The following is an 18372-nucleotide window of genomic DNA, read 5'->3' on the forward strand; positions in this document are numbered from 1 at the left end:
TGTTCTTCCCGCTTTGGGTAGAATCCGCGCCTCATTTTTGCAACTGGTCTGGAGTTAGTCATGGCACGCGTCTGTCAAGTAACGGGAAAAGCCCCGATGGTGGGCAACAACGTTTCCCACGCGAACAACAAAACCAAGCGTCGTTTCTTGCCGAATCTGCAACGCCGCCGTCTGTGGGTTGAATCGGAAAATCGTTGGGTGTCTTTGCGCCTGACCAATGCCGCGCTGCGCACCATCGACAAGAACGGCATCGAAGCCGTGCTGTTCGAAATGCGCGCCCGCGGCGAGAAGGTATAAAGGAGAACGACTGTGGCAAAAGGCGCACGCGAAAAGATCAAGCTGGAATCCTCCGCCGGTACGGGGCATTTCTATACCACCAACAAGAACAAGCGCACCACTCCGGAAAAGCTTGAATTCATGAAGTTCGACCCGGTGGTACGCAAACACGTCGCATACAAGGAAACCAAGCTGAAGTGATTCGGTGAAGTCCTGCAGTGCAAAATAAAACCCGCAGCGATGCGGGTTTTTTTGTTTGTGATTTGACCCATGTCAATTTTTCCTCCGGTATTTTGGGCTTATGCTCTCGAACCGCGACGGCCGCGCGCGCAGGAACATAATACGTGCCACCCGGCAGGTATCCTGCGATGCCGCATTCCCGCAGAGGGGGGTTGATGTCTCCAGAAAAGATTCCGCAACTGATCTGCCCCGCCGGTAGCCTGCCTGCCTTGAAGGCGGCGGTGGACAATGGTGCGGATGCCGTCTATCTCGGTTACAAGAACGATACGAATGCGCGCAACTTTGCGGGCCTTAATTTTGATGACAAGGCGATGCGCGAGGGGATGCGCTATGCGCAGTCGCGCGGGCGCCATGTATTGCTGGCGATCAACACCTTTGCCCAACCAGGGCGAGAGGCCGATTGGCAGCGCGCGGTGGACGGTGCGGCCGATCTCGGGGTGGATGCCGCGATCCTCGCCGATGTCGGGCTGCTCGACTATGCCGCCCGGCGGCATCCGGATTTGCGCCTGCATCTTTCCGTGCAGGGGTCGGCCACCAGTTACGAGGCGGTGAATTTTGCCCAGCGCGAATTCGGCGTGCGGCGCGCGGTGCTGCCGCGGGTGCTGACGCTGGCGCAGGTTGAAAATGTGATCAGGAATACGACGGTCGAGATCGAGGTGTTCGGCTTCGGCAGCCTGTGCGTGATGAACGAGGGGCGCTGCTGGCTGTCATCTTATGCCACTGGCGAATCGCCGAATACGGTCGGCGCCTGTTCGCCGGCCAAATACGTCAAGTGGGAAAAGTCGCCGGGACAGATGACGACCCGCCTGAACGGGATTCTGATCGACCGCTTCGATGACAATGAGGCGGCCGGTTATCCGACGTTGTGCAAAGGCCGCTTTGAGGTCAACCGCGAGACGTATTACGCGCTGGAGGAACCCACCAGCCTTAACGTGCTGGAGATATTGCCGGAGATTGCCCGCATCGGCGTCGCCGCGATCAAGGTCGAAGGCCGTCAGCGCAGTCCGGCCTATGTCGCGCAGGTCACCAAAAATATGCGTTCCGCGCTGGATGCATTGGCCCGCGACGGGGAACAGTACCGGATCAGCCCGGCCTGGCAATCCGCCTTGTCCAAAGTGGCGGAAGGCAGTCAGGCGACACTAGGCGCTTACAACCGGCCATGGAGATGAACGCATGAAACTGGCTTTGGGTCCGCTGCTGTTTTTTTGGCCGAAGCAGAGCGTGCTGGAGTACTACGCCGAAATGGCGCAGGACCCGGCCATCGACATCATCTACCTTGGCGAAGTGGTCTGCTCGCGCCGCCAACTGATGCGCGTGGCCGACTGGATCGCGCTGGCGCGCGAGTTGGGTGATGCAGGCAAGGAAGTGGTGATTTCCGCGCAGGCTTTGCTCGAATCGGAAAGCGATCTGAAAATGCTGCGCCGTCTGATGGATGAAGCCGGGTGCAGGGTGGAAGCCAATGATCTCGGGGCGGTGAACATCGCCGCCGGACGTCCCTTTGTGGCGGGCCCGCACCTGAATATCTATAACCAGACCACGCTGGCGACCTATGCGCGCTATGGCATGCAGCGCTGGGTGCCGCCGCTGGAGGCCGACCGCAAATTGGTGGAGATGTTGCACGGTAACCGCCCGGCCGGAATCGAAACGGAGGTTTTTGTCTTTGGCAAATTGCCGCTGGCATTCTCGGCGCGCTGCTTCACGGCCCGCCACTACGGACTGAACAAGGATGATTGCCAGTTCAAATGTCTGGAGCACCCCGCCGGCATGACGCTGAATACGCGCGAGGGCCAACCCTTCCTCGCCATCAACGGAATTCAGACCCTGTCGGCGCAGCATTATAATCTGCTGCAGGAAGTGCCGGACATGCTCAAGATGGGCATCGATATCATCCGCATCAGTCCGCAGCCGGAGCATACCGCACAGATCGTCGCAGCCTTCGATGCGGCCCGGCGCGGCGAGATGCCCGAGGTCGATTCGACCGAATGGAGCGACGCGGGGATGGTTGACGGGTACTGGTTCGGCGATGCCGGAATCGCGCAGCATCACCTCAAATTTGCAAATGGCAGGGAGCTTGAATGAACAACACGATCAGCATTCCGACGTTCCGGCTGCCCGCCCTCGTCGCGCGCGTCGGCGGCAAATTGCCGCAATGGCCGCATACGCTGGCACTGGTTGCCGGATTGAACGCGGCGGTGAAGATGAAACTGTTGCCCGTAGAAAGCCTGTCCGTGCTGGAAGGACGGAGTTTCTTGGTCGAAGTGCGCGACACCGGGGGCAAGGCGCAGTTCACCTATCGTGCCGGGCTGTTCCGCCCGCTGTTTTCTGCGGTGCCAACGCCCGACCTGTCCTTCCGTGCCAGCCTGTCGGCTTTCATGCAGCTTCTTGCGCGGCAGGAAGACCCGGACACGCTGTTCTTCAAGCGCGAACTTTGTGTGGAAGGCGATACCGAGCTGGGCTTGTTCGTGAAAAACATGCTTGATGCCGTCGAGTGGCCGCAACTGCCCAAGGCATTCAAATTATCCCGTTGACGGCGCGCTGCGGCCGCGCGGGTTGGTGCGGGGCGATGGGCTGTGGGGCGCAAGGAACAAAGATGAAGAGATGCGCCGGCCCTGTGCCGAAAAAAAGAAAACCCGCAACAGCGGGTTTTCTTTTGGGAGCTGCATGTGCCCGGCGCTATCTCTTGGGGGGGATGGAAAGGATGAAGTTGACGATGTGGGTGATCTCGCGCGCATGCGTGCCGTGGGGATCGCCGGGCGCCATGGGAATGTATTCATTCCACTCGCCCTTGCCGCCTTTCGAGACCTTTTTCACCAACCCCTGCACCAGGGGCAGCGTTTCGCCCGTGCTGTTGATGTCGAATCCCTTGTAGGTGTAGGTGGCATCGTTGCGATAACGGTCGGAAATGTCCTGCCAGGAAGGCCCGAATTTGGTCCGGTTCAAGCCGTGGCAGGCATCGCATGCCAGCGCTTTCATTTCGGTTTGTACCGTGGCGGGGATTTCGATTCTGGGCGCATCCGCGGCGTTCGAGTTAAGGCTGACCGTCATCGACACAAGCAAGGCTGCCATCCTGATATTTGCCATGTACTTCCTCCATTTGTTGGGTATCGTCGTTAATTTTGATGAGGGGCAGCAAGATTAAATTTCCAGATTGATCCTGCTCGCATGCCGGTTTTTCAGGTGCGCACCCATTCCAGAGCTTTGTCGTACTCGCTGAACACCCTGATATCAGCGTCCACGAACAGGCGCGACAGCCATGCCTGCCAGGTTAGCCACTGGTCATCGGTGACGACCGCGATCCGGTCGAAATTGTGCCTGTGCTCGCGGCTGAAGAATTTGATTTCTTCCCAGGCTACATCGGGGGTGTAGTCGAGCATGCCGCGCAGGTCGAAGATGAGGTTGGTTTTGTCGCCGCCCTTGAGTTTGTACAGCGCGTGTTCTTCGAACTGTTGGAAGTCGGCAAGGGTGAATTCGCCCATGACGGCGATATTGACGAGGTTGTTCTTGTCTTCGATGGTGATCATTTTTTCAGCTCGGTGAGGTGGGGAGACAGGCGCAAGCTTAACATGCCGCTGGCGATGATGAGGGCGATGCCGAACCAGGCGCCCGGGCTCAACAGTTCGTGCCAGAACAGCAGGCCGAACAGGGCGGAAAACACGATGGTGCTATAGGCGAGACTGCCGACGACCAGGGTCTGTCCGGTGCGATAGGCGCGCGTCATGGCAAGCTGGGCGAACGTGGCGCAGGCGCCGATGGCGGCCAGCACGGGCAGGGAATCGAAACCCACCGGGTGCAGCGGGTATTGCAGCATCCAGGCGCCGCTGGCGAGGGTGGCGATGAGGTTGAAATAGAACACCACGCGCATGCCGGATTCGCCCAGCAAACCCAGCTGGCGCACGTTGAGCAGGGCGACGCCGGCCAGCATGCCGGAGACGAGACCGAGCAGACCGGGCACAAACTGTTCCTGCTCCAGCGTGGGGTGCAGCAGCAGGACGATGCCGGCGAAGCCGATGACGAGGGATGTGCTCAACGGCGCATGAAATTTCTCTTTCAGCACCCACACGGTCAGGGCGGAAAGGAACAGCGACGAGGTGTAGTTGAGGGTGATCGCCGTCGCCAGCGGCAGCACGGCGATGCAATAGAAGAACAGCATCATGGCGAGGGTGCCCGACAGCCCGCGCCACAGGTGTTCGCGCCAGTGTGCCGTGCGCAGTTGAACGCGCTGCTGGCGCAGCATGAGAGATACGATGAGCAAGCCGAAGAAGGAGCGATAGAACACCAGCTCATCGCTGGAAAAATCGGGGGCGCTGTATTTCACCAGTGCGCTCATGCAGGCGAAGAGCAGGCCGGCCACCAGCATCCAGAGAGAACCCATGCGGTGTTATTTCAGGTGCGGTTCGAGATTGCTCCGCAGATATTCGTGGAAATGCAGCATGCCATCCTCGGTCGGAGACTGATAGGGGCCGACTTCCTCGATCCCCTGTTTGTACAGCGCGCGCCGCCCCTGCTGCATGCGCAGGCAGATGATGTCGTCCTCCCGGGCGGTTTCCTGGTAGGCCTTCTTCTCGGCTTCGACGTAGTCGCGCTCGAACAGCACGATGTCTTCCGGATAATAGAATTCGACGATATTGGTGCAGGCGTCTGTCCCGCGCGGCAGGATAGTGCTGACCACCAGCGTGTGCGGATACCATTCGACCATGATGTTGGGATAGTAGGTGAGCCAGATCGCGCCATGGCGCGGCAGTTTTCCCTGGTTGTAGCGCAGCACCTGTTCCGCCCATTGCGCATAGACCGGGCTGCCCGATTTTTTCAGGGCGTGGTTTATGCCAACCGTTTGCACGCTGTAGTGGTCGCCAAAGTCCCACTGCAGATCGTCGCAATCCACGAACTGGCCAAGGCCGGGGTGAAAGGGCGCGACGTGATAGTCCTCCTGATACACCTCGATGAAGGTCTTCCAGTTGAAGTTGTATTCCTCGATCTCCACCCGGTCCAGCATGTAGCCGGAAAAATCGATTTCGCTGAAGGCGGGCACGTTCGCCAGGTCGCGCGCGATGTCGCGCTGTCCGGCAAACAGCAGGCCGTGCCAGTTTTGCAGGGGCGACTTGTTCAGGTGCAGGCAGGGGTTGGCGGGGAAGTGCGGGGCGCCGATCAGTTCGCCGTCGGTCTTGTAGGTCCAGCGATGGATCGGACACACGATGTGTTTGGCATTGCCCCGTCCCTGCAACAGGGTGGCTTGGCGATGGCGGCAGATGTTTGACAGCAGCGCCACCCCGTCCTCGTTGCGCACCAGCATTCTGGCGCTGTCCATCCATTCCAGCACATGATAGTCGCCGACAGCCGGGGTCATCAGCTCGTGCCCCACATAGTGCGGACCGGCGTCGAACAGCACGCGCTGTTCGACCGCCAGCACCTCGGGGTCGAAATACCAGCGCAACGGAGGCTGGGCCGAGACGGGATTGAATTGTTTGGATTTTGCGATTTCGGACATGCCCACGTTTCCTCGGTCAATACGGGCTGTAAAGCAGGCCGGCGATTGTCCCTGAAATCGCCGGGGCGGGCAACAAAAATTGGCCCTGCCGGTTGCGCTTGGGTAAAATGCACGCCTCTCCCAACAAGGCGGTTACCGATGTCCGGCAAAGCAAACAAGACGATGAGTTTCGAGAAGGCGATGGCCGAGCTGGAGCAGCTGGTGGCCGAGCTGGAGTCGGGCAAGCTCAATCTGGACGAGTCGCTCGCCGCCTACAAGCGCGGCGCCGAACTGTCGGCGTTCTGCCGCACCCGTCTGGATGACGTGCAACAGCAGGTGCGCGTGCTCGAAGCCGGGGCGCTCCAGGTTTTTTCCGCCACGGACGACGCGAACGGTTGATGATGACCGATTTCGCAACCTGGGTTGCGACCCGCCAGACTTCCTTTGAAAGCGTGCTGCAGCGGCTGCTGCCGCCGCCCGGGATTGCGCCACAGCGTCTGCATCAGGCCATGCGCTACAGCGTACTGGAAGGCGGCAAGCGGGTGCGCCCGTTGCTGGCGTATGCGGCCGGCGAACTGGCGGGCGCCGCAGTGGCGCGCGTCGAGGTCGCCGCCGCCGCGGCGGAGCTGATCCATGCCTATTCGCTGGTGCACGACGACATGCCGTGCATGGATGACGATGTGTTGCGCCGGGGCAAGGCGACCTGCCATGTCGAATACGACGAAGCCACCGCTCTGCTGGTGGGCGACGCGCTGCAGAGTCTGGCTTTTCAATTGTTGGCGGAGCGCGCGTTGCACGACGACGCGAAACGGCAGTTGCAGATGGTGAAACTGCTCGCGCTGGCGTCCGGCTCGCGCGGCATGGCGGGCGGTCAGGCCCTCGATCTCGCCGGTGTCGGCCAACAGCTGACCTTGCCCGAACTGGAGCAGATGCACATCCACAAGACGGGCGCCCTGATCCGCGCCGCGATCCTGCTCGGCGCCTATTGCGGTGACCGGTTGAGCGACGCGCAACTCGAACGGCTGGACCATTTTGGCAAGCTGATCGGCCTTGCCTTCCAGGTGGTGGACGATGTGCTGGACTGCGAGGCGGATACCGCGACCTTGGGCAAGACGGCGGGCAAGGATGCCGACCATGCCAAGCCTACTTACGTCAGCCTGCTGGGGCTGGCGGGCGCAAAGGAAATGGCACAACGCCTGCATGGCGAGGCGTTGCAGTGTCTGGACGAGTTCGGCGATGCGGCGCGCCGCTTGCGCGAATTGGCCGATTTCATCGTATTGAGGAAGTTCTGATGACCCCCTTGCTCGACACACTCAACATGCCGGACGACCTGCGCAAGCTGGATCGTGCGCAGTTGCCGCAACTCGCGGCGGAATTGCGCGAATTCCTGATCGAGTCGGTGAGCAAGACCGGCGGCCACTTGTCTTCCAATCTGGGCACGGTGGAGTTGAGCATCGCGCTGCATTACGTTTACGACACCCCGACCGACAAGCTGGTTTGGGATGTCGGCCATCAAACCTACACGCACAAAATCCTGACCGGCAGGCGCGCGGCGATGGGCGCCTTGCGCATGAAGGGCGGCATCGCGGGTTTTCCCAAGCGCGAGGAGAGCCCTTACGACACCTTTGGCACCGGGCATTCCAGCACGTCCATTTCCGCGGCGCTGGGGATGGCTGCCGCCGCAAAATTGCGCGGCTCCGACGAGCGTGCGGTGGCCATCATCGGCGACGGCGCGATGAGCGGCGGCATGGCGTTCGAGGCGCTGAACAACGCGGGCGCGATGGATGCGAACCTGCTGGTCATTCTCAACGACAACGACATGTCCATCTCGCGCCCGGTCGGCGCGCTCAATAATTATTTTGCCAGGCTGATGTCGGGGCGTTTCTATGCCGCGATGCGGCGCGGCAGCGAGAAGGTCCTGAAGGGCCTGCCGCCCATGCTGGAATTTGCCAAGCGGACCGAGGAACACCTCAAGGGCATGATGACGCCGGGGACGCTGTTCGAGGAATTCGGCTTCAACTATATCGGCCCCATCGACGGCCACGACATCGATGTACTGCTCGATACGCTGGGCAATATCCGCAAGCTGGAGGGCCCGCAGTTCCTGCACATCGTCACCCGGAAAGGCAAGGGGTACGACAAGGCGGAAGCCGATTGCCTGCTCTATCACGGCGTGGGCAAGTTCGACCGCACCAGCGGCATCGTGCCCAAGCCGGCGCCGCACCAGAGTTACACCCAGGTGTTCGGCGACTGGCTGTGCGACATGGCGGCGGCGGACGACCGGCTGGTGGGGATCACGCCGGCGATGTGCGAAGGTTCCGGCATGCCGCAGTTTGCCGAGCGGTTCCCGCAGCGCTATTTCGATGTGGGCATCGCCGAGCAGCACGCGCTGACCTTTGCCGCCGGGCTGGCGTGCGAGGGTTACAAGCCGGTGGTGGCGATCTATTCGACTTTTTTGCAGCGTGCCTACGACCAGCTCATCCACGACATCGCCATCCAGAACCTGCCGGTGCTGTTGGCGATCGACCGCGGCGGTCTGGTGGGGGCCGACGGCGCCACCCATGCTGGCAGTTTCGATTTGAGTTTTTTGCGCTGCATTCCAAACCTGACGGTGATGGCTCCCGCCGACGAGAACGAATGCCGCCAGATGCTGTTCACCGCTTTCCGCATGGATACGCCGACGGCGGTGCGCTACCCGCGCGGGGTCGGTCCCGGCGTGGCGGTGCAACAGGACATGCAGGCCCTGCCGCTGGGCCGGGGCGAGCTGCGCCGCAGCGGGAAAGCGGTTGCCATCCTTGCTTTCGGCTCGATGCTGACCCCGGCGCTGGCGGCGGCGGAACAACTGGATGCGAGCGTGGCGAACATGCGCTTCGTCAAGCCGCTGGATGAAGCGCTGGTGATGCAATTGGCGCGCGAGCACACGCTGCTGGTGACGGTGGAAGAGAGCGCCGTGCAGGGCGGTGCGGGCAGCGCGGTGGCGGAATGCCTGGCGCGGCACGGCATGACCGTTCCGCTGCTGCAACTGGGCTTGCCCGACCGCTTCATCGAACAGGGCGATCCGGCCCAGTTGCTGGCGGAATGCGGACTCGATGCTGCGGGCATTGCGCGCAGCGTCGGCGCAACGCGCACGGATTAACCCGAGTAAATCCGTCGGGAATAGGTTATTATTCCCGTCCACTCATTTTTCAAGAGACGAATCATGAACTCGATCGCGCCCATCCCTGACGTGCAAAGCAGCGCCGATACACGCCACCTCGCCATCGACAAGGTCGGCATCAAAAGCATCCGCCATCCGGTCAAGGTCAAGGACAAGAGCGTCGGGGTGCAGCACACCGTCGCCACGTTCAACATGTACGTGCATCTGCCGCACAATTTCAAGGGCACGCACATGTCGCGCTTCGTGCAGATATTGAACCAGCACGGACGCGAGATTTCGGTCGAATCGTTCGAAAGCATCCTGCGCGAAATGGTGCAAAAGCTGGAAGCGAAATCCGGCTACATCGAGATGGCTTTCCCTTATTTCGTCAACAAGACCGCGCCGGTTTCCGGGGTGCAGAGTCTGCTCGACTACGATGTGAGCTTTATCGGCGAAATCGTGGAGGGCAAGTATCGCTTCAGCATGAAGGTGCTGGTCCCGGTGACCAGCCTGTGCCCGTGTTCAAAGGAAATCTCCGAGCGCGGCGCGCACAACCAGCGTTCGCATGTCACGCTCACCGTGCGCACCTGCAGCGTGGTGTGGATCGAGGAGCTGGTGCGGGTCGCGGAAGACCAGGCATCGAGCGAATTGTACGGTCTGCTCAAACGTCCGGACGAAAAGTATGTGACGGAATATGCGTACGACCATCCCAAGTTCGTTGAGGACATGGTGCGGGACATTGCGGCCGCCCTCAACGCGGACGAACGCATCGAATCCTACATCGTCGAGTCGGAGAACTTCGAGTCGATCCATAATCATTCTGCCTATGCTCTGATCGAGCGTGACAAGACGCAGAATTGAGGCGGCAGGACAAATCATCCCGCATGAAACCCGTTGCCATCTTTCGCCACGTCCCCTTCGAAGGCCCCGGTTACCTCGCGCAGTTTCTCGATCGCCATGCCGTTCCCTGGCGACTTGTTGCCATGGATGCCGGAGACCCTGTTCCGCCGGATGTGCGTGATTTTTCCGGGCTCGTATTGATGGGCGGGCCGATGAGCGCGAACGATGACCTGCCGTGGATCGAACCAACGCTGGCGCTGATCCGCGCGGCGGTAGAGCATGACATTCCCGTGTTGGGGCATTGTCTGGGCGGACAACTGATGTCGAAAGCGCTGGGCGCTGCCGTCACGCGGAATCCGGTGAAAGAAATCGGCTGGGGCGAGGTGACCGTGTCCGACAATGCCGGCGCACGCGCGTGGTTCGGCGACATCTTCCGCTTCGAGGCTTTTCACTGGCACGGTGAGACCTTCTCCTTGCCGCGCGGCGCGGCGCATCTGCTCGCCAGCGCGCACTGCACCCATCAGGCTTGGGCCATGGGCAAACATCTGGCGCTGCAATGCCACGTCGAAATGACCGGGCAGATGGTGCGCGACTGGTGCGAATCAGGCGCGCAGGAAATCGAGTCTGCGCGCAACCGTGTTGCCGTCCAGACGGCGAAAACCATGCAGGCGCAGATGCACGCAAAACTGCCGCCCCTGCAGCGCGTTGCCGAACGCCTCTACCAGCACTGGCTCCGGGGGCTTTCGCGCAAAAACAGTTAGAATGCGGCATGGCCTACGTCGTCGCCGACAACTGCATCCGCTGCAAATACACCGACTGCGTCGAAGTGTGCCCGGTTGACTGTTTCCGCGAGGGCGAGAACTTCCTCGTCATCGATCCCGAGGAGTGCATCGACTGTTCGCTGTGCGTCCCGGAATGTCCGGCCGGGGCGATCTATGCGGCGGACGACTTGCCGCAAGACCAGCAGCCGTTCATCGCCTTGAATGCCGAGCTGGCGAAACAATGGAAGCCCATCACGGCGAAGAAAGACGCGCCCGCAGACGCCGATGACTGGATCAAGGTCAAAGACAAACTCCATCTGTTAAAGCGGTGAGCAAAGCAACCGAGCTTTTCGAACGCGTCGCCCAACGCATCCTCGCGGCGCATCCCGCGCCCGACCTGCGCGGCATTACCATCATCCTGCCCAACATGCATGCCGCGCAGCCGCTGGCGCAAGCCTTGATGCGCCGTGCGCAAGTGCCCGCCCTCCTGCTGCCGCAGATGGTAACGCTGAACGAATGGGCGCAAGGCGTGCCGCTCGCCGCACCCGTCGCCAGCGACAGCCAGCGCAGTGCCTTGCTCTACCAGCAACTGCGCAAATTGCAATGGTTCGAGCACGCCGACTTGTGGAGCATGACGCAGGAGCTGCTCAAGCTGTTCGACGAACTCACCTACGCATTGCATGCCTTGCCGGACGACGCGGAGACGTTCGCGACTGCCGTGCAGCAAGCCTGGCAGGCGCGGCAGAACGCCACGCTGCAACTGGAAGCGCGGCTGGTGTTCGAGTTGTGGCATGTCATGCAGGCCGGCGATGAACTGGATGCTGCGCGTGCCTATCAGATGCGTCTCGGCAAGCTGGCGCAACAGGCTGAGCGTCCCTTGTATGTGCTGCGCACCTCGGAATGGGATGCGCTGGAACAACGCTTCCTTGAAGAATATGAGCAGCGCGCGCCGGTGAAGGTGTTTGATTTGAGAGAGATGGATGTGCCTGCTCGGGCACCGCTATTCTTCGCCGCCACCTCGCTCGAACAGGAAGCCCATGCCGCCGCCATGCAAGTGCGGCGCTGGCTGGGCGACGGCAAGCGCACCATCGCCATCGTGGCGCAGGACCGGGTGGTGGCGCGCCGTGCGCGTGCGCTGCTGGAGCGCGCCGAGATACTGGTGGCAGACGAAAGCGGCTGGACCTTCGCCACGCTGTCGGTCAGCACGGTGTTGGATCGTTGGCTCACCGCGCTGCAAAGCGATTTCTATCATCACGACCTGCTCGACCTGCTCAAGTCGCCGTTCATCTTCGCCGACATGACGGCGGGCGCACGCAAGGCTGCGGTGTATCAACTGGAACAACTGCTGCGCAAACAGGGCGTGGTCGCCGGACTGGATAAATTCGTTGCGCTCACCGAACACGAAGTTTCATTGCACCAACCTTTGGCACGCTTGCGACAGGCAGCAGCGCTGCTGGTGCAGAACAAGAAGCAGACGCTGGCGGAATGGCTGGCGGCCTTGCAGCAAAGCCTGAACGTGCTAGGCATAGACGCTGGTTTGCAGCAGGACGATGCCGGCCAGCAGTTGCTGCGCGCTTTGCAGAACTGGCAGCAGGAACTGCAGGACGATGCCGGCCGCTATCACTTCGCCGAATGGCGGCGCTGGCTGGCGCAGCAACTGGATATCGCCACCTTCCGCGACAGCAGCATAGATAGCCCGGTGCGTTTCACCCATCTGGCGGCGACGCGCTGGCGCAATTTCGATGCGGTGCTGTTGCTGGGGTGCGATGCAGCTCATCTGCCGAGCGCAGGCGATGGCGGACGCTGGTTCAACGATGCGGTGCGTGCCACGCTGGGGCTGCCCACGCGCAGTTTCCATGCCGCGCGTCAGCACGACGATCTGCGCGCCTTGCTCGCCATGAACGACGAGGTGCTGGTCACCTGGCAGAAAGAGCGGGAAGGCGAAGCGCGTTTGCTCAGCCCGTTTCTGCAGATGTTGCGCGATGCACATCAACAGACGCAAGGGGATGATCTGAGCGAGCCCGAGTTGCACGCGTACCTTGCAGCGGAAGATGCGCAGCATGTAGCGCTGGCACAGTCTGCGCAGCCTGCGCCGAGTGTCTTGCCTGACAGCGTGCCGGGCAGCATCTCCATCAGCGGCTACAACTCGCTGGTCGCCTGCCCCTATCAATACTATGCGCGCCACATCTTGAAGTTGAACGAATTGGATGAAGTGCCGGAAGCCATCGAAAAACGCGCTTACGGCGAGCGCGTGCATACCATCCTGCAACGTTTCCACGCGCAGTATCCGCTGGTGATGCAAGGCGACGCGGAAGAAATGATGGCTGTCTTGCAGCGCATCAGCGAGGAAGTCTTTGCAGACCTGCTGGCACAGGACTTCACGGCACGCGCCTGGCTGGCGCGCTGGATGCAGTCCTTGCCAGCCTACCTCGAATGGCAGACGACGCGCGAGGCAGACGGTTGGCGCTATGCGGAATCCGAACAGGCTTTCGACTGGCCGCTGGAAGGCATCCGCCTGCGCGGCCGCATCGACCGGCTGGATGTGCGCGACGACGAGAAACGGGTGCTGGATTACAAGACGCAGAGCGAACAGGTGTTGCGCAACAAATTAAAGGAGCCGGGCGAGGATGTGCAACTCGCCTGCTACGCCTACGCGCACGAAGCGGCGGATGCGGCTTTTGTCAGCATCGAGGGCGGCAAGGTGAGCGAGGTCGCGCCCAAGGAGGACGTGCCGCTGCTGGCGCAACTGAATGCGGAACGGCTGGAGCAGGTGATGGGCGAGATGCGCGGCGGAGCGGGGCTGCCGGCGAACGGCATCGATGCGGTGTGCGCGTACTGCGAAGTGCGCGGGGTGTGCCGCAAGGGGGAATGGGTATGAGCAACCACATCGCCCTCGATCCCAACCGCAGCGTCGTGGTCGAGGCCTGTGCCGGCAGCGGCAAGACCTGGCTGCTGGTGTCGCGCATCGTGCGTCTGTTGCTGGACGGTGCGCCGCCTTCGACCATCCTCGCCATCACCTTTACGCGCAAGGCCGCGCAGGAGATGCAGGCGCGCTTGCAATTGTGGCTGCGCGATCTGGCGCTGGGCGATGACGCTTTCGTGCGGAAGTTCTTCGCCGAGCGCGGCATCGCGGAACTCAGCGACGAACAACTGCAACGTGCGCGCGCACTCTATAAGGACGTGTTGCTGGCCCAGCCCGCCATCACCCTCAGCACCTTCCACGGCTGGTTCATGCAGGTCATGCAGCGCGCGCCATTGAATGCGGATGTGATGCAGGGGATGAGTCTGCTGGAACACGCCGGTGCGGAGCAGGAAGAAGCGTGGGAAGAACTGCTGGAGCAGATGCGCAAACAGCCGGATGGCGAACCGGCGCAGCACATGCAATGGCTGTTCGAGAACCATGGCCTGTTCAACACGCGCAAGCTGTTGTTCAACTTCCTCGCCAAGCGCGCCGAGTGGTGGGCCTATACGCAGGGCCGACAGGATGGCTTGGCGTTCGCGCTGGAGCACCTGCGCAATGATCTGGCGGTGGACATGGATTTCGATCCGATGGTTGACTGGGTCGCATGCGGCAACAGCGAAGCAGTGTATTTCGCGTTCGTGCGCCAGTTGGCGAGCAACGGCACCGACACGCAGGCGAAGAAAGCCGGCGAGCTGGAGCGGGTGTGGACGAACAGCGCGCCCGAGGCGCGTTTCGATGCGGTGTCGCGCTTGCTGTTCACACAGGCCGATGAGCCGCGCAGTTTCAAGCCGACGAAAAAACAGGATGCGGAAGCCTTTCTGGTTGCGCGCGATGCGATGTTCGCCAGCGTGCAGGAAGTGCGCGACACTCTGGCCGAGCAGCAAGCCTATCGCCTGAACGAAGCCGTGCTGCAGTGCGGCGCGGCTTTCCTCGAACGCTATCAGGCGCTCAAGGCACAGAAGCAGCAGATGGATTTCTCCGATCTGGAATGGCAGTTGTGCCGCCTGTTGCAACAAAGCGAACACGCCGAGACCATGCAGTACAAACTCGACAGCCGCTATCGCCATGTATTGCTGGACGAGTTCCAGGACACCAACCCGCTGCAATGGCAGATCCTGCGCGCCTGGTTCGATGCCGCCGTGGCGGTGGAGTCGCAGCCGACCGTGTTCGTGGTAGGCGACCCCAAGCAATCCATCTACCGTTTCCGCCGCGCCGATGCGCGCCTGTTCGGCGTGGCGCGCGAATACCTGAAAAAACATTTCAATGCGAAGACCCTGGGTAACAGCCTCACGCGCCGCAATTCGCAAGCTGTGGTCGATGCGGTGAATGCGGTGTTCCGCGAGCAACCGGACGGTTTCGATTTCGTCGAGCACCAGACGCATCAGACGGAATTGCCGGGGCATGTGCTGGTGATGCCGCTGGCGGTCGCTGAAATTGCAGCCGCCGACAGCCCCTCTCCCGCCGGGGGAGGGGTTGGGGTGGGGGAACCCTCGATGAAGCTGCGCAACCCGCTCACCACCTGTCGCACCGAAACCGAAGAAGGCGCACGCCAGAAAGAAGCCAAAGAATTCGCCACGCAATTGCAAACCATCGTCAACGCGTGGTCAGTGAACGATGAAGAGGGTGCGCGTCGTGCGACCTGGGGTGACATCATGGTGCTGGTGCGCAGCCGCACCCACCTCGCGAGCTACGAAGAAGCCCTGCGCGCGCGGCACATCCCCTTCATCACTTCGCGCCGTGGCGGCCTGCTCGACACGCTGGAGGCAGATGACATCCAGGCGCTGCTGCTGTTCCTCATCACGCCGTTCGCCGATCTAGCCCTGGCGCAGGTGTTGCGCACGCCAATTTTTGCGTGCAGCGATGCGGACCTGATGCGCTTGGCATCAAGCAGTGCTGAGGAGCGGCTATCGAGAGCCGAGGATTCTGCGCGGCACTTGGCATCCCCCACTCGCCTTTCGTGGTGGCAACGTCTGCAACACTTGTCCGAACCTTCTCCCGCCCTGCAACGCGCCGTCGAATTGCTGCAACGCTGGCTCGCGCTGGCCGACAAGCTGCCGGTGCACGACTTGCTCGATCGCGTCTATTTCGAAGGCGAGGTGATCGCGCGTTATAGCGCCGCGCTGCCGCAGGAGACGCGCGCAAAAGTGACGGCCAATCTGCATGCCTTTATGGAGATCGCGCTGTCGGTGGATGCGGGGCGCTATCCCAGCCTGCCGCGATTTCTGCAAGAGTTGCGCGAACTGCGCGAGAGTGACGATGATGCGCCTGACGAGGGCAAGCTGGGCACGGCCGGGGACGCGGTACGCATCTATACTGTGCACGAATCGAAAGGCCTGGAAGCGCCCATCGTGTGGCTGCTGGATGCGAACGCGGAAAAGAAAAACAGGGACGGCAACGATGTGCTGCTGGACTGGCCGACGCACGAGGCGCGGCCGCTGCATTTTTCGCTCTATACCGACCAGGCCTCGCGCGGGAAGATGCGTTTGCCCTTGTTCGAGCGGGATGCCGCCGAGCAGGCGCGCGAAGAGATGAACCTGCTCTACGTCGCCATGACCCGCGCGCAACAGGCGCTGATCGTCAGCGGCAGCCAGGGCGCGCGCGAGACGAAGCGCCTCACCTGGTATGGGCGCATCGCGGCCGTGATCGGCGAAGCGGAGAATCCTTTGCATTCCAATAGTGTCGTGCATGAGATGAAGCAGGCCGCACAGGGGGTGCAGCGCGTATCGCTGCCCGCCATCCTCCCCGCCGGCAAACGCGCCGCGCGCAATACCCCGCAACAGCAGCGCGGCATCTGGCTGCATGCCTTGTTGCAGCAGCTCACTGAACAGCGTGCAGACGAGCGGGGGGCACTTCAGCGACGCCTTGCTATTCCCGCGCCCGAAATGGAGATGCTCTGGCAGCAAGCCCGCCGCCTGATGGCATTGCCGCAACTCGCGCGTTTTTTCGATGCGCGGCAATATCGCAATGCCTGCAACGAGATGCCCTATGTCAATGCCGCGGGCGAACTGAAACGCATCGACCGTCTGGTGGAATTCGACGATGCAGTGTGGGTGCTGGATTACAAGCTGGGCGATGCCGAGGATGCGGCGCGCTACCGTGCGCAGCTGCGGGAATACCGCGCTGCGATGCAGTCGGTGTACGAGGGGAAGCCGGTGCGCTGCGCACTGGTATTTGCAGAGGGCACATTGAGCGAGGTGAGCGATGAGCATCGTTGATTGGCCGAAGGGGGAGCGTCCGCGGGAGAAGCTGTTGCAGCGCGGCGCGCAGGCGCTGTCCGATGCGGAGTTGCTGGCGATCTTTTTGCGCATCGGCGTGACGGGTAAAAGTGCGGTCGATCTGGCGCGTGAACTGCTGGAGCGGTTCGGCGACCTGACCCGCCTGTTTGCCGCCGATGAAAAGTCGTTCTGCGCGGTGCGCGGCATGGGACCCGCGAAGTACGTGCAATTGCAGGCCGTGCTGGAAATGGCGCGGCGGGCGCTACGGGAGGAAATGAAGGTTGGCGATGCGCTGAATTCGCCGCGCGCGGTGCGCGAATATCTGCACCTCCTGCTCCAGGGGCGGCGGCAGGAGGTGTTCGTCGCGCTGTTTCTGGACGCACAGCACCGGGTCATTGCGGCGGAAGAGTTGTTTCAGGGCACGCTGACCCAGACCAGCGTGTACCCGCGCGAAGTGGTGAAGCGCGCGCTGGCCCACAATGCCGCGGCATTGATCCTCGCGCACAATCATCCTTCCGGGGTGGCCGAACCGAGCGATGCGGACCGCTTGCTGACCGACGCGCTGAAACAGGCGCTGGCCCTGGTCGATGTGCGGGTGCTGGATCATTTCGTCGTGGCGGGAACGGGCGGCTATTCCTTCGCCGAAAAGGGCTTGCTGTAAGGGAAGGGTGCCGGCCTGGAGCGGGTTTCCAGAAAGATATTCCGCGTATTCCGTATTTTCCCTTTGACAGGGGTGGGCGTTCTATGGATAATCGCGCGCTCTTTTTGGAGGGGTTCCCGAGCGGTCAAAGGGATCAGACTGTAAATCTGACGGCTCTGCCTTCGAAGGTTCGAATCCTTCCCCCTCCACCAGATTTTACGAGCAGTTTGCTGTTGTATCAGGTGGGCTGGTGTCGGGTTTTGCGGGTGTAGCTCAATGGTAGAGCAGAAGCCTTCCAAGCTTATGACGAGGGTTCGATTCCCTTCACCCGCTCCAAAGTGTATGCCCATGTGGCTCAGTGGTAGAGCACTCCCTTGGTAAGGGAGAGGTCGCGAGTCCGATTCTCGCCATGGGCACCAAGTATTTGTGTTATAGGTTCTTTTCGTTAATTGAATTGGGTTGATGGGGGATTATCATGGCAAAGAGCAAATTTGAACGTACCAAACCGCACGTAAACGTCGGCACGATTGGCCACGTTGACCACGGCAAGACCACCCTGACGGCGGCGATCACCACCGTGCTATCGAAGAAATTCGGGGGTGAAGCCAAGGCGTATGACCAGATCGACGCGGCGCCGGAAGAAAAGGCGCGCGGCATCACCATCAACACCGCCCACGTCGAATACGAAACCGCCAACCGGCACTACGCACACGTGGACTGCCCGGGGCACGCCGACTACGTCAAAAACATGATCACCGGCGCCGCGCAAATGGACGGCGCCATCCTGGTCGTCTCCGCCGCCGACGGTCCCATGCCGCAGACCCGCGAACACATCCTG

General features: G+C 61.5%; 19 protein-coding genes and 3 tRNA genes. 18 read left to right on the top strand and 4 right to left on the bottom strand.

Going from position 1 to position 18372, the window contains the following annotated elements:
* Positions 1-60: 60 nt before the first annotated feature.
* From rpmB to ACKTSJ_RS03195, 5 genes are all read left to right on the top strand, one after another.
* On the top strand, positions 61-297 hold the full coding sequence (rpmB, locus tag ACKTSJ_RS03175) for a 50S ribosomal protein L28 (protein WP_407897319.1): 237 nt from the start codon (positions 61-63) through the stop codon (positions 295-297).
* A gap of 12 nt (positions 298-309) precedes the next feature.
* Positions 310-477 (top strand): 50S ribosomal protein L33, encoded by a 168-nt coding sequence (gene rpmG, locus ACKTSJ_RS03180; RefSeq protein WP_407897321.1) that lies wholly within the window; start codon positions 310-312, stop codon positions 475-477.
* Between the two features lie 194 nt (positions 478-671).
* Positions 672-1685 carry a peptidase U32 family protein gene (locus ACKTSJ_RS03185; protein WP_407897323.1) on the top strand — a complete coding sequence of 338 codons (1014 nt, stop codon included), beginning with the start codon at positions 672-674 and terminating at the stop codon, positions 1683-1685.
* A 4-nt stretch (positions 1686-1689) separates the two neighbouring features.
* Positions 1690-2595, top strand: coding sequence for a U32 family peptidase (locus tag ACKTSJ_RS03190; RefSeq protein ID WP_407897325.1), 906 nt, complete (start codon positions 1690-1692; stop codon positions 2593-2595).
* Positions 2592-3044, top strand: a complete 453-nt coding sequence (locus tag ACKTSJ_RS03195) for an SCP2 domain-containing protein (RefSeq protein ID WP_407897327.1) — start codon at positions 2592-2594, stop codon at positions 3042-3044. The genes ACKTSJ_RS03190 and ACKTSJ_RS03195 overlap by 4 nt, the downstream gene beginning before the upstream one ends.
* Before the next feature lie 145 nt (positions 3045-3189).
* Here ACKTSJ_RS03195 and ACKTSJ_RS03200 read toward each other — a convergent pair whose 3' ends face one another.
* From ACKTSJ_RS03200 to ACKTSJ_RS03215, 4 genes are all read right to left on the bottom strand, one after another.
* Positions 3190-3597: a c-type cytochrome gene (locus tag ACKTSJ_RS03200; RefSeq protein WP_407897329.1), complete on the bottom strand. Its 408-nt coding sequence runs from the start codon at positions 3595-3597 to the stop codon at positions 3190-3192.
* A gap of 92 nt (positions 3598-3689) precedes the next feature.
* On the bottom strand, positions 3690-4037 hold the full coding sequence (locus tag ACKTSJ_RS03205) for an STAS/SEC14 domain-containing protein (protein WP_407897331.1): 348 nt from the start codon (positions 4035-4037) through the stop codon (positions 3690-3692).
* A complete protein-coding gene (locus ACKTSJ_RS03210; protein WP_407897333.1) occupies positions 4034-4888 on the bottom strand; it encodes a DMT family transporter in 855 nt (284 codons plus the stop codon). Before ACKTSJ_RS03210 ends, ACKTSJ_RS03205 begins: the two co-directional genes overlap by 4 nt.
* Before the next feature lie 6 nt (positions 4889-4894).
* Complete coding sequence (locus ACKTSJ_RS03215; RefSeq protein ID WP_407897335.1) at positions 4895-6001, bottom strand: aromatic ring-hydroxylating oxygenase subunit alpha; 1107 nt, start codon at positions 5999-6001, stop codon at positions 4895-4897.
* Positions 6002-6139: 138 nt separating this feature from the next.
* Here ACKTSJ_RS03215 and ACKTSJ_RS03220 point away from each other — a divergent pair, with 138 nt between their 5' ends.
* The 13 genes from ACKTSJ_RS03220 to ACKTSJ_RS03280 form a co-directional block, all read left to right on the top strand.
* Positions 6140-6379, top strand: coding sequence for an exodeoxyribonuclease VII small subunit (locus ACKTSJ_RS03220; RefSeq protein WP_407897337.1), 240 nt, complete (start codon positions 6140-6142; stop codon positions 6377-6379).
* Entirely contained in the window at positions 6379-7272 is an 894-nt protein-coding gene (locus tag ACKTSJ_RS03225) for a polyprenyl synthetase family protein (RefSeq protein ID WP_407897339.1), read from the top strand. Before ACKTSJ_RS03220 ends, ACKTSJ_RS03225 begins: the two co-directional genes overlap by 1 nt.
* Positions 7272-9116 (top strand): 1-deoxy-D-xylulose-5-phosphate synthase, encoded by a 1845-nt coding sequence (gene dxs / locus ACKTSJ_RS03230; RefSeq protein ID WP_407897341.1) that lies wholly within the window; start codon positions 7272-7274, stop codon positions 9114-9116. Before ACKTSJ_RS03225 ends, dxs begins: the two co-directional genes overlap by 1 nt.
* A 63-nt stretch (positions 9117-9179) precedes the next feature.
* The gene (gene folE2, locus ACKTSJ_RS03235) at positions 9180-9977 is read left to right on the top strand and encodes a GTP cyclohydrolase FolE2 (protein ID WP_407897343.1); all 798 of its coding nucleotides are present in this window, start codon (positions 9180-9182) and stop codon (positions 9975-9977) included.
* Positions 9978-10000: 23 nt separating this feature from the next.
* On the top strand, positions 10001-10717 hold the full coding sequence (locus tag ACKTSJ_RS03240) for a type 1 glutamine amidotransferase (RefSeq protein WP_407897345.1): 717 nt from the start codon (positions 10001-10003) through the stop codon (positions 10715-10717).
* Between the two features lie 8 nt (positions 10718-10725).
* On the top strand, positions 10726-11049 hold the full coding sequence (gene fdxA / locus ACKTSJ_RS03245; RefSeq protein WP_407897347.1) for a ferredoxin FdxA: 324 nt from the start codon (positions 10726-10728) through the stop codon (positions 11047-11049).
* Entirely contained in the window at positions 11046-13595 is a 2550-nt protein-coding gene (locus ACKTSJ_RS03250; protein ID WP_407897349.1) for a PD-(D/E)XK nuclease family protein, read from the top strand. The genes fdxA and ACKTSJ_RS03250 overlap by 4 nt, the downstream gene beginning before the upstream one ends.
* A complete protein-coding gene (locus tag ACKTSJ_RS03255; RefSeq protein WP_407897351.1) occupies positions 13592-16894 on the top strand; it encodes a UvrD-helicase domain-containing protein in 3303 nt (1100 codons plus the stop codon). Before ACKTSJ_RS03250 ends, ACKTSJ_RS03255 begins: the two co-directional genes overlap by 4 nt.
* Complete coding sequence (gene radC / locus ACKTSJ_RS03260; protein WP_407897352.1) at positions 16881-17555, top strand: DNA repair protein RadC; 675 nt, start codon at positions 16881-16883, stop codon at positions 17553-17555. Before ACKTSJ_RS03255 ends, radC begins: the two co-directional genes overlap by 14 nt.
* 106 nt (positions 17556-17661) lie before the next feature.
* Positions 17662-17746, top strand: a tRNA-Tyr gene (locus ACKTSJ_RS03265).
* A 50-nt stretch (positions 17747-17796) separates the two neighbouring features.
* A tRNA-Gly gene (locus ACKTSJ_RS03270) sits at positions 17797-17870 on the top strand.
* Between the two features lie 8 nt (positions 17871-17878).
* Positions 17879-17953: transfer RNA gene (locus tag ACKTSJ_RS03275), tRNA-Thr, on the top strand.
* A 56-nt stretch (positions 17954-18009) separates the two neighbouring features.
* A partial coding sequence (locus ACKTSJ_RS03280; RefSeq protein WP_407897354.1) for a GTP-binding protein occupies positions 18010-18372 on the top strand: 363 nt, incomplete at its 3' end.

The organism is Ferrigenium sp. UT5 (assembly GCF_045866295.1).
Lineage (GTDB): Bacteria > Pseudomonadota > Gammaproteobacteria > Burkholderiales > Gallionellaceae > Sideroxyarcus.

Coding starts and splice junctions, on each gene's coding strand:
- ACKTSJ_RS03220 (WP_407897337.1), top strand. CDS start 6,140: ATGTCCGGCAAAGCAAACAAGACGATGAGTTTCGAGAAGGCGATGGCC.
- ACKTSJ_RS03240 (WP_407897345.1), top strand. CDS start 10,001: ATGAAACCCGTTGCCATCTTTCGCCACGTCCCCTTCGAAGGCCCCGGT.
- dxs (WP_407897341.1), top strand. CDS start 7,272: ATGACCCCCTTGCTCGACACACTCAACATGCCGGACGACCTGCGCAAG.
- ACKTSJ_RS03190 (WP_407897325.1), top strand. CDS start 1,690: ATGAAACTGGCTTTGGGTCCGCTGCTGTTTTTTTGGCCGAAGCAGAGC.
- folE2 (WP_407897343.1), top strand. CDS start 9,180: ATGAACTCGATCGCGCCCATCCCTGACGTGCAAAGCAGCGCCGATACA.
- fdxA (WP_407897347.1), top strand. CDS start 10,726: ATGGCCTACGTCGTCGCCGACAACTGCATCCGCTGCAAATACACCGAC.
- radC (WP_407897352.1), top strand. CDS start 16,881: ATGAGCATCGTTGATTGGCCGAAGGGGGAGCGTCCGCGGGAGAAGCTG.
- ACKTSJ_RS03200 (WP_407897329.1), bottom strand. CDS start 3,597: ATGGCAAATATCAGGATGGCAGCCTTGCTTGTGTCGATGACGGTCAGC.
- ACKTSJ_RS03210 (WP_407897333.1), bottom strand. CDS start 4,888: ATGGGTTCTCTCTGGATGCTGGTGGCCGGCCTGCTCTTCGCCTGCATG.
- ACKTSJ_RS03195 (WP_407897327.1), top strand. CDS start 2,592: ATGAACAACACGATCAGCATTCCGACGTTCCGGCTGCCCGCCCTCGTC.
- ACKTSJ_RS03185 (WP_407897323.1), top strand. CDS start 672: ATGTCTCCAGAAAAGATTCCGCAACTGATCTGCCCCGCCGGTAGCCTG.
- ACKTSJ_RS03205 (WP_407897331.1), bottom strand. CDS start 4,037: ATGATCACCATCGAAGACAAGAACAACCTCGTCAATATCGCCGTCATG.
- ACKTSJ_RS03215 (WP_407897335.1), bottom strand. CDS start 6,001: ATGTCCGAAATCGCAAAATCCAAACAATTCAATCCCGTCTCGGCCCAG.
- ACKTSJ_RS03255 (WP_407897351.1), top strand. CDS start 13,592: ATGAGCAACCACATCGCCCTCGATCCCAACCGCAGCGTCGTGGTCGAG.
- rpmB (WP_407897319.1), top strand. CDS start 61: ATGGCACGCGTCTGTCAAGTAACGGGAAAAGCCCCGATGGTGGGCAAC.
- ACKTSJ_RS03225 (WP_407897339.1), top strand. CDS start 6,379: ATGATGACCGATTTCGCAACCTGGGTTGCGACCCGCCAGACTTCCTTT.